Source organism: Devosia insulae DS-56, assembly GCF_000970465.2.
Classification (GTDB): Bacteria; Pseudomonadota; Alphaproteobacteria; order Rhizobiales; family Devosiaceae; genus Devosia_A; species Devosia_A insulae.
The window spans coordinates 21,637-36,967 of sequence record NZ_LAJE02000107.1; the positions used below are offsets into that span (position 1 = coordinate 21,637).

General features: G+C 65.7%; 17 protein-coding genes. 7 read left to right on the top strand and 10 right to left on the bottom strand.

Annotated features, from left to right (window positions below; translation table 11 throughout):
- The first annotated feature begins 119 nt into the window (after positions 1-119).
- Positions 120-1,040: a class I SAM-dependent DNA methyltransferase gene (locus VW23_RS07015; protein WP_069908867.1), complete on the top strand. Its 921-nt coding sequence runs from the start codon at positions 120-122 to the stop codon at positions 1,038-1,040.
- Positions 1,041-1,073: 33 nt separating this feature from the next.
- Here the strand turns inward: VW23_RS07015 and VW23_RS07020 are convergent, their stop codons facing one another.
- The 5 genes from VW23_RS07020 to VW23_RS07040 all read right to left on the bottom strand — a co-directional run bounded on the left by VW23_RS07020 (position 1,074) and on the right by VW23_RS07040 (position 4,398).
- On the bottom strand, positions 1,074-1,868 hold the full coding sequence (locus tag VW23_RS07020) for a phytanoyl-CoA dioxygenase family protein (RefSeq protein WP_069908868.1): 795 nt from the start codon (positions 1,866-1,868) through the stop codon (positions 1,074-1,076).
- A gap of 254 nt (positions 1,869-2,122) precedes the next feature.
- Positions 2,123-2,920 carry a nucleotidyltransferase domain-containing protein gene (locus tag VW23_RS07025; RefSeq protein WP_069908869.1) on the bottom strand — a complete coding sequence of 266 codons (798 nt, stop codon included), beginning with the start codon at positions 2,918-2,920 and terminating at the stop codon, positions 2,123-2,125.
- Positions 2,921-2,986: 66 nt separating this feature from the next.
- A complete protein-coding gene (gene catB / locus VW23_RS07030; protein ID WP_069908870.1) occupies positions 2,987-3,625 on the bottom strand; it encodes a type B chloramphenicol O-acetyltransferase in 639 nt (212 codons plus the stop codon).
- A 225-nt stretch (positions 3,626-3,850) separates the two neighbouring features.
- Positions 3,851-4,219: a hypothetical protein gene (locus tag VW23_RS07035; protein WP_069908871.1), complete on the bottom strand. Its 369-nt coding sequence runs from the start codon at positions 4,217-4,219 to the stop codon at positions 3,851-3,853.
- Entirely contained in the window at positions 4,219-4,398 is a 180-nt protein-coding gene (locus VW23_RS07040) for a hypothetical protein (RefSeq protein ID WP_069908872.1), read from the bottom strand. The genes VW23_RS07035 and VW23_RS07040 overlap by 1 nt, the downstream gene beginning before the upstream one ends.
- 118 nt (positions 4,399-4,516) lie before the next feature.
- On the opposite strand from VW23_RS07040, the gene VW23_RS07045 reads away from it, so the two are divergent.
- From VW23_RS07045 to VW23_RS07055, 3 genes are all read left to right on the top strand, one after another.
- Positions 4,517-4,945 (top strand): hypothetical protein, encoded by a 429-nt coding sequence (locus VW23_RS07045; protein ID WP_141728250.1) that lies wholly within the window; start codon positions 4,517-4,519, stop codon positions 4,943-4,945.
- A 90-nt stretch (positions 4,946-5,035) separates the two neighbouring features.
- Positions 5,036-5,359, top strand: coding sequence for a type II toxin-antitoxin system RelE/ParE family toxin (locus VW23_RS07050; protein ID WP_069908874.1), 324 nt, complete (start codon positions 5,036-5,038; stop codon positions 5,357-5,359).
- Between the two features lies 1 nt (position 5,360).
- Complete coding sequence (locus VW23_RS07055) at positions 5,361-5,678, top strand: helix-turn-helix domain-containing transcriptional regulator (RefSeq protein ID WP_069908875.1); 318 nt, start codon at positions 5,361-5,363, stop codon at positions 5,676-5,678.
- On the opposite strand, the gene carB is transcribed toward VW23_RS07055, so the two are convergent.
- The 3 genes from carB to VW23_RS07070 form a co-directional block, all read right to left on the bottom strand.
- A complete protein-coding gene (gene carB, locus VW23_RS07060; protein WP_069908876.1) occupies positions 5,679-9,002 on the bottom strand; it encodes a carbamoyl-phosphate synthase large subunit in 3,324 nt (1,107 codons plus the stop codon). It abuts the gene before it with no gap.
- 214 nt (positions 9,003-9,216) lie between these two features.
- Complete coding sequence (locus VW23_RS07065) at positions 9,217-9,870, bottom strand: DUF2161 domain-containing phosphodiesterase (RefSeq protein ID WP_069908884.1); 654 nt, start codon at positions 9,868-9,870, stop codon at positions 9,217-9,219.
- Positions 9,871-9,910: 40 nt separating this feature from the next.
- Positions 9,911-10,123: a hypothetical protein gene (locus VW23_RS07070; RefSeq protein ID WP_069908877.1), complete on the bottom strand. Its 213-nt coding sequence runs from the start codon at positions 10,121-10,123 to the stop codon at positions 9,911-9,913.
- 246 nt (positions 10,124-10,369) lie between these two features.
- Here VW23_RS07070 and VW23_RS07075 point away from each other — a divergent pair, with 246 nt between their 5' ends.
- The gene (locus tag VW23_RS07075; RefSeq protein ID WP_069908878.1) at positions 10,370-10,651 is read left to right on the top strand and encodes a DUF2277 domain-containing protein; all 282 of its coding nucleotides are present in this window, start codon (positions 10,370-10,372) and stop codon (positions 10,649-10,651) included.
- Positions 10,652-10,686: 35 nt separating this feature from the next.
- On the opposite strand, the gene VW23_RS07080 is transcribed toward VW23_RS07075, so the two are convergent.
- Entirely contained in the window at positions 10,687-11,196 is a 510-nt protein-coding gene (locus VW23_RS07080) for a hypothetical protein (protein WP_069908879.1), read from the bottom strand.
- Between the two features lie 264 nt (positions 11,197-11,460).
- Between VW23_RS07080 and VW23_RS07085 the strand changes: the two genes are divergently transcribed.
- A complete protein-coding gene (locus VW23_RS07085) occupies positions 11,461-11,943 on the top strand; it encodes an SRPBCC family protein (RefSeq protein ID WP_069908880.1) in 483 nt (160 codons plus the stop codon).
- A 131-nt stretch (positions 11,944-12,074) separates the two neighbouring features.
- Here the strand turns inward: VW23_RS07085 and clpS are convergent, their stop codons facing one another.
- Positions 12,075-12,383, bottom strand: a complete 309-nt coding sequence (clpS, locus tag VW23_RS07090) for an ATP-dependent Clp protease adapter ClpS (RefSeq protein ID WP_069908881.1) — start codon at positions 12,381-12,383, stop codon at positions 12,075-12,077.
- Between the two features lie 106 nt (positions 12,384-12,489).
- Here clpS and VW23_RS07095 point away from each other — a divergent pair, with 106 nt between their 5' ends.
- Positions 12,490-15,240 carry a M16 family metallopeptidase gene (locus tag VW23_RS07095; protein WP_069908882.1) on the top strand — a complete coding sequence of 917 codons (2,751 nt, stop codon included), beginning with the start codon at positions 12,490-12,492 and terminating at the stop codon, positions 15,238-15,240.
- Positions 15,241-15,331: the final 91 nt, after the last annotated feature.

A 15,331-nucleotide genomic window follows, 5' to 3' on the forward strand; every position in this document is an offset into this window, starting at 1 on the left:
ATAGCTCAGTGTATGCCTCGGCAATGTGACAGCAAAGTGGAAATTCCGCCACTTGCGCATCTTCCCCGCGACAAGCCGACGCGCTACATGCGTGCGGTTCCAGCCCGGTGCCAAGCAACTTGCGCGAAATACAGTATTCGTCCGGCGACCTCGTCGCCGATCGTCGTGCGTCCTACGCCGCGGCGCTCGCCGCCGAGCGCGCTTTTGCGGAAGCTGCCGACCTGATGGCACAGGCGCTGGAAATGGTGCCGCAATGGGTGGCCGGCTGGAACCTGCTCGGCGGCTACCGCGAGGCGGCGGGCGATATCGCGGGCGCCGTGGCGGCGTGGACGCAACTGCTGCAGCTCGACGCCAGGGGGCTGTTCGGCGCGGCGCTGAAGCTCGCCGCGCATGGCGCAGGTGGCTCGACAGCGGCGGCCCCGGCCTATGTCGAGGCACTGTTCGACGACTATGCGCCGCGCTTCGAAGACTCGCTGGTCGCGCGGCTGGGTTACCGGACGCCGGAAATGCTCGAAGTGGTGATCCGCAATGCGCTCACGGCGCGCGGCGCGGCGCGGTTCGAGCGGGCGCTGGACCTCGGCTGCGGTACCGGGTTGATGGGCGCGCGGCTGCGGCCTCTGGCCGATCGGCTGGAGGGCGTGGATCTGTCAGCGAACATGCTGGTGGAGGCGCGGCGCAAGGGGGTCTACGACCGACTCGAGAAGGCGGACCTGGTGAGCTACCTGCTCGGTGAGCCGGGGTCGGTCGACCTGATCGTCGCCGCCGACGTGTTCAACTATGTCGGCGCGCTGGAGGGGGCGCTGACGGCCGCCGGCAGCGCGCTGCGGCCGGGCGGGATGGTGGCGTTTTCGCTCGAGACGCATACGGGTGGCGATGCGGTGCGGCTGGGGACGACATTGCGGTTCCAGCATGCGACCGAGCCGACGCTGGCGATCTGCCGGGCGGCGGGGTTGCGGGTCGTCATGGTGGAAGCGACGACGATCCGCATGGATCGCGGCCTGCCGGTCGAGGGGACGATCGTCCTCGCCGAACGGCTGTGATCGGGACCGGCAAGTAACCGGCCCCGATTGGGTTCAGGCGAGCGCCCGGCGGATGGCCAACTCCACTGGAGAGGTGTCGCTATCGGCGCGGTCGAGACGCAGCGGCTCCCGCGGCAGCAATGGCGGCTGGGCCATGAAGCGCGGCTCGGTGCCATGGTGTGGCTGGGCGGCATGCACCAGGAACGGATGGCAGAGATAGACCGTGCCGGGGCTGCCGGTGGCGAGAACCTCCGGCCGATGCGCCGAGGCGGCAAAATTGTCGGCCGCGAGCTCGCGCAATGTCAGCCCGGCTTCGCCCGCCGGCGCCAGTTGCCGCGCGATATCGAGATGCGAGCCGACGCGGATGCGGGTCGGCGCATCCTGTTCGCCAACTTCCGAGAACAGGAACAGCATGAGCAGCGCGCGGCCGCGTGAGCTGACATTGGCGCGCCAGCTCAGGAAGTCGCTCGGGTTCTCCTCCCAGCCGAAGCTGACATCGATGTGCCAGCCGGCATCGCCCGGATCTTCGGGCGAAGGGAAGCGGACCGGGAAGGTACCGAGATTGCCCTGCGGCAGCCAGCGGCCGGCACCGACCAGTTGATCGAAGGCGGCGCGCAGCACCGGGGTATTGGCTGCCGCGACGAATGGCGCCTGGCTGTAGTTGCCGAGGCGGATGACCGGCTTGGTCCAGGTTTTGGGATCGTCGGGGTCGCACCCGGTATCGGCCCAGAGGATGGCGCGACCTTCAGCCGCGAGATCGGCCGAGAAGGCATTGTCGATGCGGACGAAGCCGTCGGTGATGAAGGCGTCGAGTTGCGCTGCGCTGAGCGCGGGAGTGTTCACAGGCATTTGGTGTTTCCGAATTCGCATGAGCTCGCGCCATGTCGACAGGCAAAGCCAGCGACGGCGAGCAGGGCCCCAAGGGGCAGTGGCGTTGCCTTACGGCTCCTCAGGCGAGGAGAAACACCGATGCGAAATTGCGGATCATCATCATGATGCGCGGAACATAGCGGAGGAAACGACGAGGTCAAGCCGCGGAGACAGTGGTCGGCCGCACCTTACCGTTGGGGGAGAGGTAGGCGCGACCACGGCAAATCGCCCCGTTACCACTCGATGCTCTGCCCCGGTAGCGCGCGCTGCAGGTTGCGCCGCGTGGCGGCCTCGAAGGCGGTGGGCCATTCGACCCCGAGCGAGGCACAGAGCGCCTTGGCGCGCGGCATGAAAACGCGGGCCAGGGCGAGGTTGGAGGCGATGGCCGAGTCGGCGTTGAGCTGGGGCAGCGGCACCGAGGCAAGCACTACCATGCGCTCGGCATCGAGCACGCGACTCAGGTGCAGCATGCCGCCCGGAATCCTTGGGTTGATCTCGATGGTCAGGAGGTCGGTGAGGAAGCGGCGGAGGAAGGTGTTGCCGACAGTCATCAGTTCGACCTCGCCTCGCCCGATGGCCACCGGCGTCAGGCCGAGGATGCGGATGAACTCGCCGACCATCCAGCCAAGCCGTCCGGGATTGCGGGCCGGCTCGGGCGTTTCGCGGCGGAGCGTGGCGTAAAGGTTGCCGCGATCGACCAGTGGTTTCAGGCTGTCCTGGGCGGTGTGGGCCAGATGATCGGGGTTGGCGATGTGGAGGTCGATACGCAGCCAGTCGTCGGTGATGGCGTTGAGCACCAGGGCGTGCGGCAGACGGTTGTAGTGAACGATGGGGGCAATGGCCCCGAGCGCCTTGCGCCAATCGGTAGCGAGCCCTTCGTGTTCGGCGGGGTCGGCGATGGCGAGCAGGTCGACATCGCTGAACGCGTCGGCGGTACCCGTGCCGAAGCTGCCGGAGAGGAACAGCGCCGTAATGCGCGGATCGCCGCCAAAACTGTCGACGACCCGCGCAATCAAGGTTTTCTGGTCCATGCCGCTCGCTCCCAATGGTTTTTCAGTATTGGAAGAGAGCAGTCGCAGGGTCCAGAGGACCTATGTTCATCTTGTCAGTATTTTAGACTGCCAATATACATGAAGATCCGCGATGCGGTTCGAGGTGAACAGCGGCATCGCCCCGGCAAGTTGCTCGTCGGTCCAATTCCACCAGTGCATTTCCAGCAGCATGGCGATCTCCGCGTCGGCGAAACGTTTGCGGATGGGCTTGGCCGGATTGCCGCCGACGATGGTGTAGGGCTCGACGTCCTTGGTCACCAGCGCCCGGGTGCCGATCAGCGCGCCGTGGCCGACGGTGATGCCGGGCATGATGATCGCCTCCGAGCCGATCCACACATCGTTGCCGATGACGGTGTCACCGGCCGGCGCGAAGCCGTCGGCGGCGCCGGCGAAGGCTGCGATCTCCGGCATGTAATGGAACGGGAAGGTGCTGATCCAGTCGTTGCGGTGGCCCTGGTTGCCCGCCATGATGAAGGCCGCGCCCGAGCCGATGGAGCAGAAGCTGCCGATGATCAGGCGATCGACATCGGAGCGGTCCGGCATCAGGTAGCGGGCACAATCGTCGAAGCTGTGGCCGTGGTAGTAGCCGGAATAGTAGCTGAAACGACCAACCCGGATATTGGGGTTGGTCACCTGCTCGTCGAGCCGGATGCCCTTGAACGGGCTTTCGAAAGTGTTGGTCATGATGCTGTCTCGATAGATGGCCGGCGCCGCACGAGCGGACGCTGCAAGCCATGTGGTTGTTGAGAATGAGCAGCCGCACTCACCCGGCGCGACGCGCCGGGGGCAGCAGCATCGCCACGCCGATCAGGCGCGCGACGCGATGGAGGTGGTTCGGTCTGCCAGCTTCATGATGGCCCGCGTTTAGGTGATGGACGAAGCGGTGTCAAACAGCCGGCCTTGTGCACCTCACAAAGGCATCTCGGCGGCCAGCCGTTCGTCGATCTCGATGATGTGGGCGCATAGTTCGCTGGCGCCGGAGGCGTAACCGTCGAGCTTGAGCACATCGCCATCGGCAAAGCCGATCAGGATGTTGCCGGTCCAGCGCCGCTGCATGCCCACCACCTGCGCGAGGTCCTTGGAGATCCGGCTGCCGTTGGCTCCGGCGTAGTCGAGACTGGTGCCGCGCCAGCGCACATCGGTGCGCACGATGGAGCGAATTGTCGCCGCAGCAGTCAGCATGCACAGCGCGAAGGCTAGGATCAGCCAGGTCAGCATCTGCATCTGGGCTTCCGCGTCGGCGCGCGCCGAACCGACGAAGAGGCGAACATAGAGCATCAGACAAACAAGCCCGGCGCCAACACGATGCCGGACCAGTGCATGCCGCTTGGTGCGATCCGGCGCCAGCCCTGGCGCTCGGGCGGTGGCCGAAACAGGGCGCGCACCAGCAGGCCGACGGCCGCTGCGCCAGCGAGCCCCGCCGTGAACGGGCCGAAGAGATTGATCCACCACTGCATGGGAGGAGATCTAGCCGAAGACGGCTGCAGATTTGCTAAGGTTGTCGGACGAATGCTCAGGATGAAGGCGGTCGTGCCGCCGGCGGTCGACCGATGCAAGGAACACGGAGTTATCCCAGTGCCGACCCATGCTGCTGGGCATCGCCAGTTGTGGCGGATGATGGTTGCCGTAGTTGGCGCGCTCGTCCTGGCTGGCACGCCCGCGCTCGCCGCGACGTCTTACACCTGCTCCAATGCCGAATTGGTGCGCGTCGCCTGCGCCGACGCGGCCTGCGAGGTGCTGGATGAGGCGATCCTGACGGTGGCGATCGACGGCTACGATCGCTTCACGGTGTGCGGCGAGGCGCTGTGCTGGAGCGGGACCGGGACGCGCCAGGTCTCGGGCGCCTACGAGATCGTCACCGGCGTCGGCCTCAAGTCAGAAATAGGCGATGGCGGCGCGCCCAATGATGCGGTGCTGGCGTTCGACCCGAAGACCGGAATGGGGACGATCCTGGCGCCCCCATTCTATTCGCCGATCCACTGCCAGGTTCACCCCGGCGAGTGAGCGGGGATCAGGCCCGGGGATAGCAGCGTGGCTAACGCGCCCCCCACGTCCCCATTGCCACATTGGTACCACATATGACACCATAATGGGATGGAAATCGTCGAGTATACATTGGCCGATGGACGGAGCCCGTTCGGCGCGTGGTTCGAGGATTTGGATGCGGTTGCTGCCGCCAAAGTTACTGTCGCGATCAGCCGCTTGGCGCAAGGCAACGTTTCCAATGTCAAAGGCGTCGGCGGTGGCGTGCTTGAGCAGAAGATCAACTTCGGCCCGGGCTACAGGATCTATTTCGGTCGCGACGGGGACAGATTGATCATCCTGATCGGCGGCGGGACCAAGCAGCGCCAGCACCGGGACATCGCCGAGGCGTTGCAACGGTGGAGCGACTACAAAACCAGAAAGACCGGAGGCTAGCATGCCGCTGACACGCGACTTCAAGGATAGCATCAAGACCAGGGCTGATGCCGACCCGGCGTTCCGCGCGGCACTGCTGAGCGAAGTGGTCGACTTGTTCCTTGCCGGCGACGTCGCGACCGGACGGGCAGTGCTGCGTGACTACATCAACGCCACAGTGGGATTTGCGGCTCTGGCGGAGATCACCGGGATACCGGTGAAGAGTCTGATGCGAATGGTAGGTACCACCGGCAATCCGCGCGCCGAGAATCTGTTTGCGATCCTCGGCGCGTTGCAACGGGCAACCGGCGTGCAGCTGAGCGTGCGCGCTGCCGCCTGATCAGGCGGCGAAGTAGCTCTGCAGTGGGCGAACCTGCAGGTTGCCTTCGCGGTAGGCGATGATGCCTTCGACAGCCGCCACGGCGCCCGGGATGGTGGTGTAGTAGGGGATCTTGCCCATCAGCGCGGTGCGGCGGATGTCGCGGCTGTCCGAGATCGACTTGGCGCCATCGGTGGTGTTGATCACCAGCTGCACGCCGCCGTTCTTCATCGAGTCGACGATATGCGGGCGGCCTTCCAGCACCTTGTTGACCTTGGTTGCGGCGATGCCGTTCTCGACCAGGTACTTGTGGGTGCCGGAAGTAGCGACGAGCTTGAAGCCGGCATGCTCGAGATGGCGGCAGAACTCGAGGATCAGCGGCTTGTCGTCGTCGCGGACCGAGACGAACACCGTGCCCTCGCGCGGCACTTTGGAGCCGGCACCGAGCTGCGACTTGGCGAAGGCGATCGGGTAGTTGGTGTCGAGCCCGATGACTTCGCCGGTCGACTTCATCTCCGGGCCAAGCACGGTGTCGACACCGGGGAAGCGGTTGAACGGGAAAACCGCTTCCTTCACTGCTACGTGGTTCAGTTTCTTCTCAACCAGGTTGAAGCTCGCGAGGCTCTCGCCGGCCATGACGCGCGAGGCGATCTTGGCGATCGGCTCACCGATCACCTTGGCGACGAAGGGCACCGTACGCGAGGCGCGCGGGTTCACTTCGAGGATGTAGATGGTGCCGTCCTTGAGTGCGTACTGAACGTTCATCAGGCCGCCGACCTTGAGGGCCAGCGCCAGTTCGCGGGTCTGGCGCTTCAGCTCGGTGATCACCTCGTCGGAGAGGTGCTGCGGCGGCAGCGAGCAGGCCGAGTCGCCTGAGTGAATGCCGGCTTCCTCGATGTGCTCCATGATGCCGCAGACGAACACGTCCTTGCCGTCACTGAGGCAATCGACGTCGATCTCGATGGCGCGGCTCAGATAACCGTCGAACAGCAGCGGGTTGTCGGAAAGCACCGAGTTGATCTGGCCGGTCTTGTCGTTGGGGTAGCGGATCAGGATATCGGGCGGCACGAGGCCGGTCAGGGTATCCTGCACATAGCGCTCGAACTCGTTGGGCGAGTGAACGATGGCCATGGCGCGGCCGCCCAGCACGTAAGAGGGGCGGATCACCAGCGGGTAGCCCAGGCGCTCGGCGACCAGGCGGGCCTGTTCGAGCGAGTAGGCGATGCCGTTCTTGGGCTGGCTGAGGTCGAGGCGGCTGATCAGCTTCGAGAACAGGTCACGGTCTTCCGCCAGATCGATCGACGAGGGCTGGGTACCGAGGATCGGCACGCCGGCCTTTTCGACCGCGTCGGCGAGGTTCAGCGGGGTCTGGCCGCCGAACTGCACGATGACGCCGTGCAGCGTGCCGTTCTGCTTTTCGGTCTCGAGGATCTCGATAACGTCTTCCTCGGTGAGCGGCTCGAAATACAGCCGATCCGAGGTGTCGTAGTCGGTCGAAACGGTTTCCGGGTTGCAGTTGACCATGATGGTCTCGTAGCCGGCATCGGCCAGCGCGAAGGCCGCATGGCAGCAGCAATAATCGAACTCGATGCCCTGGCCGATGCGGTTCGGACCGCCGCCGAGGATCACCACTTTCTTACGGTCGGAGGGACGCGCCTCGTCGTCGGGTTGGCCGTTGAACGGCGCCTCGTAGGTCGAATACATGTAGGCGGTGGGCGAGGCGAACTCGGCCGCCGAGGTGTCGATGCGCTTATAGACCGGACGCACGCCCAGCGATTTGCGCAGGGCCCGCACATCCTTGGCCTGCTTGCCGGCGAGGTCGGCGAGGCGGCGATCGGAAAAGCCCATCGCCTTGAGGCTGCGCAGCGCGCCGGCCGTGTCGGGCAGGCCGAGCTCGCGGACCTTCTTCTCGGTTTCGATCAGGCCGTGGATCTCTTCGAGGAACCACGGGTCGATCTTCGATGCATCATGGATGTCGTCGAGGCTGTAGCCGAGCCGCATGGCTTCGGCGACGTGCAGCAGGCGCTGCGGGGTCGGGGTGGAGATGGCGGCGAACACCGCATTCTCGTTGTCGTCTTCCGGTGCGCCGGCGACGAAGCCGGGGATGCCGATCTCGTTGAAGCCGGTGAGCCCGGTTTCGAGCGAGCGCAGCGCCTTCTGCAGCGATTCCTGGAAGGTGCGGCCGATCGCCATGGCTTCGCCGACCGACTTCATCGAGGTGGTCAGGCGGTTGTCGGCACCGGGGAATTTTTCGAAGGCGAAGCGCGGGATCTTGGTGACGACGTAGTCGATGGTCGGTTCGAACGAAGCCGGGGTGGCGCCGCCGGTGATGTCGTTCTCGAGCTCATCGAGCGTGTAGCCGACCGCGAGACGGGCGGCGACCTTGGCGATCGGGAAGCCGGTCGCCTTCGAGGCGAGGGCGGACGAACGCGACACGCGCGGGTTCATTTCGATGACGATCATCCGGCCATCGGCCGGGTTGATGGCGAACTGCACGTTCGAGCCACCGGTCTCGACGCCGATCTCGCGCAGCACGGCGATCGAGGCGTCGCGCATGATCTGGTATTCTTTGTCGGTCAGCGTCAGGGCCGGTGCGACGGTGATGGAGTCGCCGGTATGGACGCCCATCGGATCGAGGTTCTCGATCGAGCAGATGATGATGCAGTTGTCGTTCTTGTCGCGAACGACCTCCATCTCGTACTCTTTCCAGCCGAGCACGCTCTCCTCGATCAGCACCTCATCGGTGGGCGAGGCGTCGACGCCGGTCTCGACGATGGCGAGGTATTCTTCCTTGTTATAGGCGATGCCGCCGCCGGTGCCGCCGAGGGTAAAGCTCGGGCGGATGATGCAGGGCAGGCCAATCACTTCGAGCGCCTGCAGCGCCTCGATGGTGTTGTGGGCCAGCATGGAGCGCGGGGTTTCGAGCCCGATCTTCTTCATGGCGTCGCGGAACAGCTCGCGGTCCTCGGCCTTGTCGATGGCCTCGGCATCGGCGCCGATCATCTCGACGTTGAACTTGTCGAGGACGCCCATCTTCTTGAGGCTGAGCGCGCAGTTGAGCGCCGTCTGGCCGCCCATGGTCGGGAGCAGCGCGTCGGGGCGCTCCTTCTCGATGATCTTGGCGACGATCTCGGGGGTGATCGGCTCGACGTAAGTGGCGTCGGCGAGATCGGGATCGGTCATGATCGTCGCCGGATTGGAGTTTACCAGGATGATCCGGTAGCCCTCGTCCTTCAGCGCCTTGCACGCCTGGGTGCCGGAGTAATCGAACTCGCAGGCCTGGCCGATGATGATCGGACCCGCACCGATGATGAGGATCGATTTGATGTCGGTGCGTTTTGGCATCTGTGGCTCTCGGTTGCGCTTTGGCTTGTCCGAAAAGTCTCGCGACTTTTCGGGCCTCAGCGTTTGGCGCGCGCGGAAAGACGCGCGTTGGCGCGGACTTGGGCGGCAGACTCTGTGGGCTAGGCGCGTCCTGTAACCGAAGCGCTGAGGGAAGGGAACCCCCAGCGCGAACGAAGCGTGTGCAAGTTGTCGCGGGGGCAGCCGTGCCCACGCGTCACGCGTCGACCGGCCAGCGCTTCAACGCCTCGGCGCCGGCCGTGCTGAGGCCATAGACGCCACGGTCGATGCGGTCGAACCAGCCATAGACATTGTGGAGCAGGATCCGTGCGGCGAGCGGGGTAGCGGTCTTGAGGTCGCGGGGACGCAGCGGGCCCGCCTGCAGTGCCGCGGCGCAGGCAAGGGCCTGCTGCCGGTAGGCGGTCGTGATCGGCTGCCGGGTGCTGCCGCCGGAGGGGGGGTCGCCGTTGCGGAGGCGCTGCTCCTCCACCAGCCGGTTGCGCTTACGGGTGTTCTTTTTCGGCATCGGCGCGATCGGGCTGACGATGATCTCGACATGGTCGCCGGTGCTGACCCCGAGCATGCCGAGGCCGAGGCGCCGGCAGAGGTCGCGGAAGCGGCGGTCGCGCTCGCGGCCCTTGCCGGTCAGAGAAGTGCGCGCGGCGATCCAGACCTCGTCGCTTTGCGCCTGGCGGTCGACCGCCTGCAGCACCAGCTCGAGGTTGAAGGCCTGCTTCAGCTCGCAGATCACCACCAACGGCGGTTCGCCCTCGAGCAGCCCGACGAGATCGCAGCCGCCGACCTCGCCTTTCACAGCGTAGCCGGCGGCTTCGAGGAAGCTTTTCACAGGCGGGTAGAGGGTGGTTTCCAGGGCAGGGCGTCCGAGTATGATTCTCGGAGCCGATGTTAGCTCAATGTCGGGCGTCGAGCGCGTCCCTGACCGCATCGATGCTGATGCCGAGATCATCAAGGCGCCAGGGCTCCAACTCCATCAGGCTGAGCATGGCCAGCCGACGGCTACGCTGTTGGCGCCAGGCGATAAAGCTCGAGGCCAGGGCGCGGATTGCGACGGCGGCAAGGCTGGAACGCGGTGCGTCCTCGTGGGCGGCGGACATCAGGCTCATTGCGGTTCTCCTCGGTTTGGCTTGCGGCACAGCGTGGCCGTTCGACTTCATGACGAAAGAGGAGGGCTGGGATCGACATCGGGAGCGCAGAAAGTTCCGAGGACCAGTTGCACGCGGGGTCCCGCGGGGTGTCGAACTTGCCGGTATTGGATCGACTACCTAGGTGAGCAGGTGAGGGCCAAGCCTTGTCGAAGCTCGCCTGAAGTGCGAGCTTTCGGCTCACGATCGTACTGGGAGACAGATGCCATGTGCCGCAACATCAAGCCGCTGTTCAACTTCGAACCGCCGGCCAGCAAGAACGAGATGCATGACGCGGCGCTGCAGTTCGTGCGGAAGATCTCGGGCTACACGCACCCATCCAAGGCGAACGAGGAGGCGTTCAACGACGCCGTGGCCGACATCGAACGGGTGGTGAAGCGGCTGCTCAAGGAACTCGAAACCGACGCACCCAAGCGCGACCGCGAGGTGCTGATCGCGCGGCTGCGGGAAAAGGCGAAGCTGCGCTATGCGCCGCGGGTCGAGGCGTGAGCAGATGCGGCCGCTGACGGCCGCATCCGGAGCACTCAGCTCTTCTTGAAGGTGATGGCCGAGGCGGTGGTCTGGCCCTTCTTGTCGACCAGGGTAAAGCCCAGCTTGATGCTGCTGCCGCTTAGCGTCATCACCGAGGAGGCGGTGCCGTAGCTGGTCTTCATACCGGCGGAGGCGAAGACGATGGTGCTGCCGGCCCGCTTGCCGACGGTGGTGGTGTTGGCGCCCTGGGCCGAGGACGAGGCCTCGAAGCGCTTGGTCGCATCATTGTAGACCATGCTGCCGCGGAAGCTGGCTGCACCCGAGCCGCCGAACGAGCAGCGGCCGGAATAAGTGAGTTTGCCGGCACTCGCTGCCTTGAAGGTGAGGCGGCAGACCACAGTGCCCGGATCTGGGCCGGTGACCTTGCCGCTACCGCGCCAGCTGCCCTCGTATTTGGCGAGGAGCGCATTCTCGGCGGGGCCGGCAACAGCCGGCAGGGCGACGGGCAGGGCGAGGACGGATGAGAGGGCGAGGACCTTGAGGCTCGTCGGCAGGCGCAGCATTAAGCATCTCCGGAATCGGGCGTTCGGTGGAGCAACGGTAGCGCGGCGGCTAAGGTTGCGGGAGGGGCTCGCGGAGTTTTGCGAGAAACGCGATGAAGCGGGGATGAACGGGCCCCCAAGTATTCCCCGGCGGTTCCAGAAACCGGCGTCGAGCGCTCCCCGGCCCCTTTGCATTTTTCTGAAGTTTTTTCGTCGGGCTTGTCGATTCCGCTTCGCCTGCTTCGTCGTGAAGTCGAACAGGCTGTTCAAACAGAGGAAACGAACATGACCACGAAGCTCGATATCGCCCCCGACAACGACAACCAGCTGGTGTTGGCTCGCATCATCGATGCCCCGGTGGAGCAGGTCTATCGCGGCTGGACCGACCCGGTGCTGATGAAGAAGTGGTTCGCGCCACGGCCGTGGACCACGCCGAAAGTGGTGACGGATGTGCGGCCGGGCGGCAGCACGCTGGTGGTGATGGCCGACGAGAACGGCACTGAATACCCCAACCCGGGCCAGTATCTCGAAGTGGTGCCGAACAAGAAGCTGGTGTTCACCGATGCCTATACCGGCGACTGGCAGGCAAGCGAGAAGCCGTTCATGACGGTGACGCTGACCTTCGAGGATATCGGCGGCAAGACCCGTTACATCGCGCGCTGCCAGCACTGGAATGCCGAGGACAAGGCCGCCCATGTGCAGATGGGCTTTCACGAAGGCTGGGGCATGGTGACCGAGCAGCTCGAGGCAGTGCTGAAGGCGCACTGAGGCAAAGCGAATAGCGAATAGCGAATAGCGAATAGCGAATAGAAGGGGTTGCCGGGACAACGAGCCCTGGCAACCCCTTTCGCTACTCGCTACTCGCTACTCGCTACTCGCTACTCGCTACTCGCTACTCGCTATTCCTCAGGCTCGGTGGTGAAGAGCAGCGGAAAACCCTCGTTGCGCGCCATCTCCGTGGCGCGCGTCGCCTTGCTCTCGGCGATCTCCTGGGTGAAGACGGCGACCACGCACGAGCCCTTGGTGTGGGCGGTGATCATGATGCGGTGCGCCTGGTCCTCGGTGATGCGGAACTCCGCTTTCAGCACGCGCACCACGAACTCGCGCGGCGTGAAGTCATCATTGAGCAGGATGACCTTGTGCAGCGGCGGCCGCGCCACCTTGGGTGCGGTGCGGGTACGCGGCTTGGTGTCGGTGTCGTTGGCCATGGTGCTGCCAATATAGTGCAGCCTAACCGGCGCTGCACCCTTTCGGTTGGACGACCGTCAAAGCCAGTGCGATGAATGACGTCGGATTTCAACAGGGTCATATTGCATGCGCGTTATTGGATCGGTTCTGGTCGCTGCCTGGCTTGTGCTTGGCGGCGGTGCGGCTGCTGCGGGCGATGACCTGCCCCCGGTGGTGCAATACCGGCTCGATAACGGGCTCGAAGTGCTGCTGTCGCCCGACAGCAAGGTGCCCAAGGTCGGGCTGGCGCTGGTCTATCGCGTCGGTGGGATGAACGAGCCGGCGGGGCGCTCGGGCTTTGCGCACCTGTTCGAGCACCTGATGTTCTCAGGCACGACGAAGTATCCCAAGTTCGACGACACCTATTCGGCGCTGGGCGCGCAGAACAACGCCTTCACCGAGGAAGATCGCACCATCTATGTCGTCGATGCGCTGGCTTCGGCGCTGCCGGTGCTGCTCTCGGTCGAGGCCGACCGGATGGCCAATCTCGGTGGCGAGGTCGATCAGCGCGAACTCGACCTGCAGCGCGACGTGGTCAAGAACGAGATGCGGCAGACGGTGCTCGACAGCGCCGGCCAGCCGGGCCTGCAGGCGCTGCGCTCGGCGCTGTTCCCGGCCCCGCACCCCTATGCCGAGGCGGTGATCGGCTCGATCGCCGACCTCGATGCGGCCAAGCTCGAAGACGTGAAGGCGTTCTTCGATCGCTACTATGTGCCCAACAATGCAGTGCTGGCGCTGGCCGGAGATTTTGACGTCGAGACGGTGAAGGCGCTGATCGCCGATACTTTTGGGCGCGTACCGCGCGGCGCCGACGTAGCATTGCCCGAGGTGCTGGACCCAAAACCCGTGGCGTTGCGCATGGAGGTGACCGACCGGCTGCCATCGCCCATCGTGGTGCTGGCGACCGCCGGGCCGGCCATCGGCACTTCGGACAGCGCGGCTCTGATGGTGGCGGGTGATCTGCTCGGCGATTACGAATATGGCGTGCTGCGCCGGGAGCTGGTGAACAAGGGGCTCGCCATCAACGCTACGGCGGGCTGGGATCCGGGCCGGCTCGGTGGGCGGTTCATGATTTCGGCCACGGCGGCGCCGGGCGTGACGCCTGACCGGCTCGAGGCGGCGCTACGCAAGGCCGTGGCGGAGTTTGTCGCGGCGCCGCAGGACGCCGCCGGGATCGAGCGGGCGCGGCAGACGCTGCGGCTCGACCGGGCGCTCAGCGGCGAAGCGATGCTGGACCGGGCGCGGTCGCTGGCGACGCGCTACGATCTCTATGGTGAGGCTTCGCCCGGGCTGGGAGACGATCCCCGGCTCCTGGCGCTGACCGCTGCAGACGTCGAAGCGGCGGTGCGCAAGCGCCTGGCGCCGGAGGCGTTGAGTGTTCTGACCATGCTGCCAGGCGCGGCGCGCAGCGAATATCCGGCCGTGCTGCAGGCAAGCTCGGGCACGGCGGCGCCGATCGACGTCGAGCCGCGGCCGGTGGTCGATGTGCCGGTGCTGACGGCAGGCGAGCCCGGGCGGGCAGAGTTGCCGCCACTCGAGACGGCGACGCTGTCGAACGGCATCCGGGTCGTGCACTACGAAACCGCCGGCTCGCCGCTGGTGCTGCTTGCCGCCTCGGTCAGCGGTGGCGCCGGCAGCGATGTGCCGGGCGAAGAAGGTCTGATCGAGCTCACCACGATGATGATGTCGCGAGGCGCGGGCGAGCGAGGCTTCGAAGCGTTCAGCAAGGCGGCCAAGGATATCGGCGCCGACATTTCGGGGCAGACCGGAATGGAGCAGTCGGCGGTGGTCCTCGGTGTGCCGCCCGAGCATTTCGCCGCCGGCGTGGACCTGATGGCTGATGCGGTGCAGCGACCGCGCTTCGAGCAGCCGGAATGGGATGCGCTCAGGGCCGAGGTGCAGCAGGGGCTGGCCTATCGCAAGATGGACCCTGGGGCGCTCGCCTATTACGCGATGGAGGAACTGGCGTTCCCGATCCCCGCGGGCCGGGCGGCGCTGGAGCCTACACCGTCGGGGGTGGCGGCGCTGACCGTAGCGCAGGCCCAGGCGACGCACCTCAAACTGTTCACGCCCAGGACCATGACAATCTACAGCGTCGGCTCGGTGAGCCTTGCGACCGTCAAGGCGGAACTGGAGCGGGCCTTTGGCGGCTGGAGCAATGCCAGCCCCGGCATCACCCCGGTGCCGCACCCATCGGCGGTGTTCGCCGATGGGCTGAAGGTCTATGTGACGCCGAGCGCCGGCAACAGCCAGGCAATCATCAATCTGTCGCGGCCTGCTCCGGCGTTCAACGATCCCGGGGTGCTGGAGGCGATCGCCGTGGCACGGCTCTTGGGCGGCGATTTCACCAGCCGGCTCAACCAGGTGATGCGCGAGGCGAAGGGCTATTCCTATGGCGTCGGCGCCTCGGTGTGGACCAACATCCCGACGGGCGGCATGCTGACGGTGTCCTCGGCAGTGGCGGCGGACCAGGTAGGGACGGCGATCGCCGATATCCGCGCCGGCTTCGAGGGGCTGGCGTCGCTCCCGGTGGCGCAGACCGAGCTCGACCGCACGGTGATGGCCACGGCATCCGGTACAGCCGGGACGGTCGAGACCTCGAGCGGGTTGTTCGGACTGGTGATGAGCGCCGCCAGCGCCGGGATGACGGCCGAGGAAATGAACGACAAGCTCGACGAGATCGTCGCGCTGCAGTTGCCGGCAGTAGAGGCCTCGGCGCAGTCGCTGGCCTCGCTCGACCGCGCTCTGGTGGTGATCTCCGGCGACCCGCAGTCGATCCTGCCGCAGTTGCAGGCGATCGGCATTACCGACGTGACGGTGATCCCGCCGGAGGAGTGACGCCATACGCGCAGTCGGCGACCCTCCCGCTTGCGGGGAAGGGGGGACCAGCCGAAAGGCTGGTGGGAAGGGGAGCCCCACGTACCGTGCC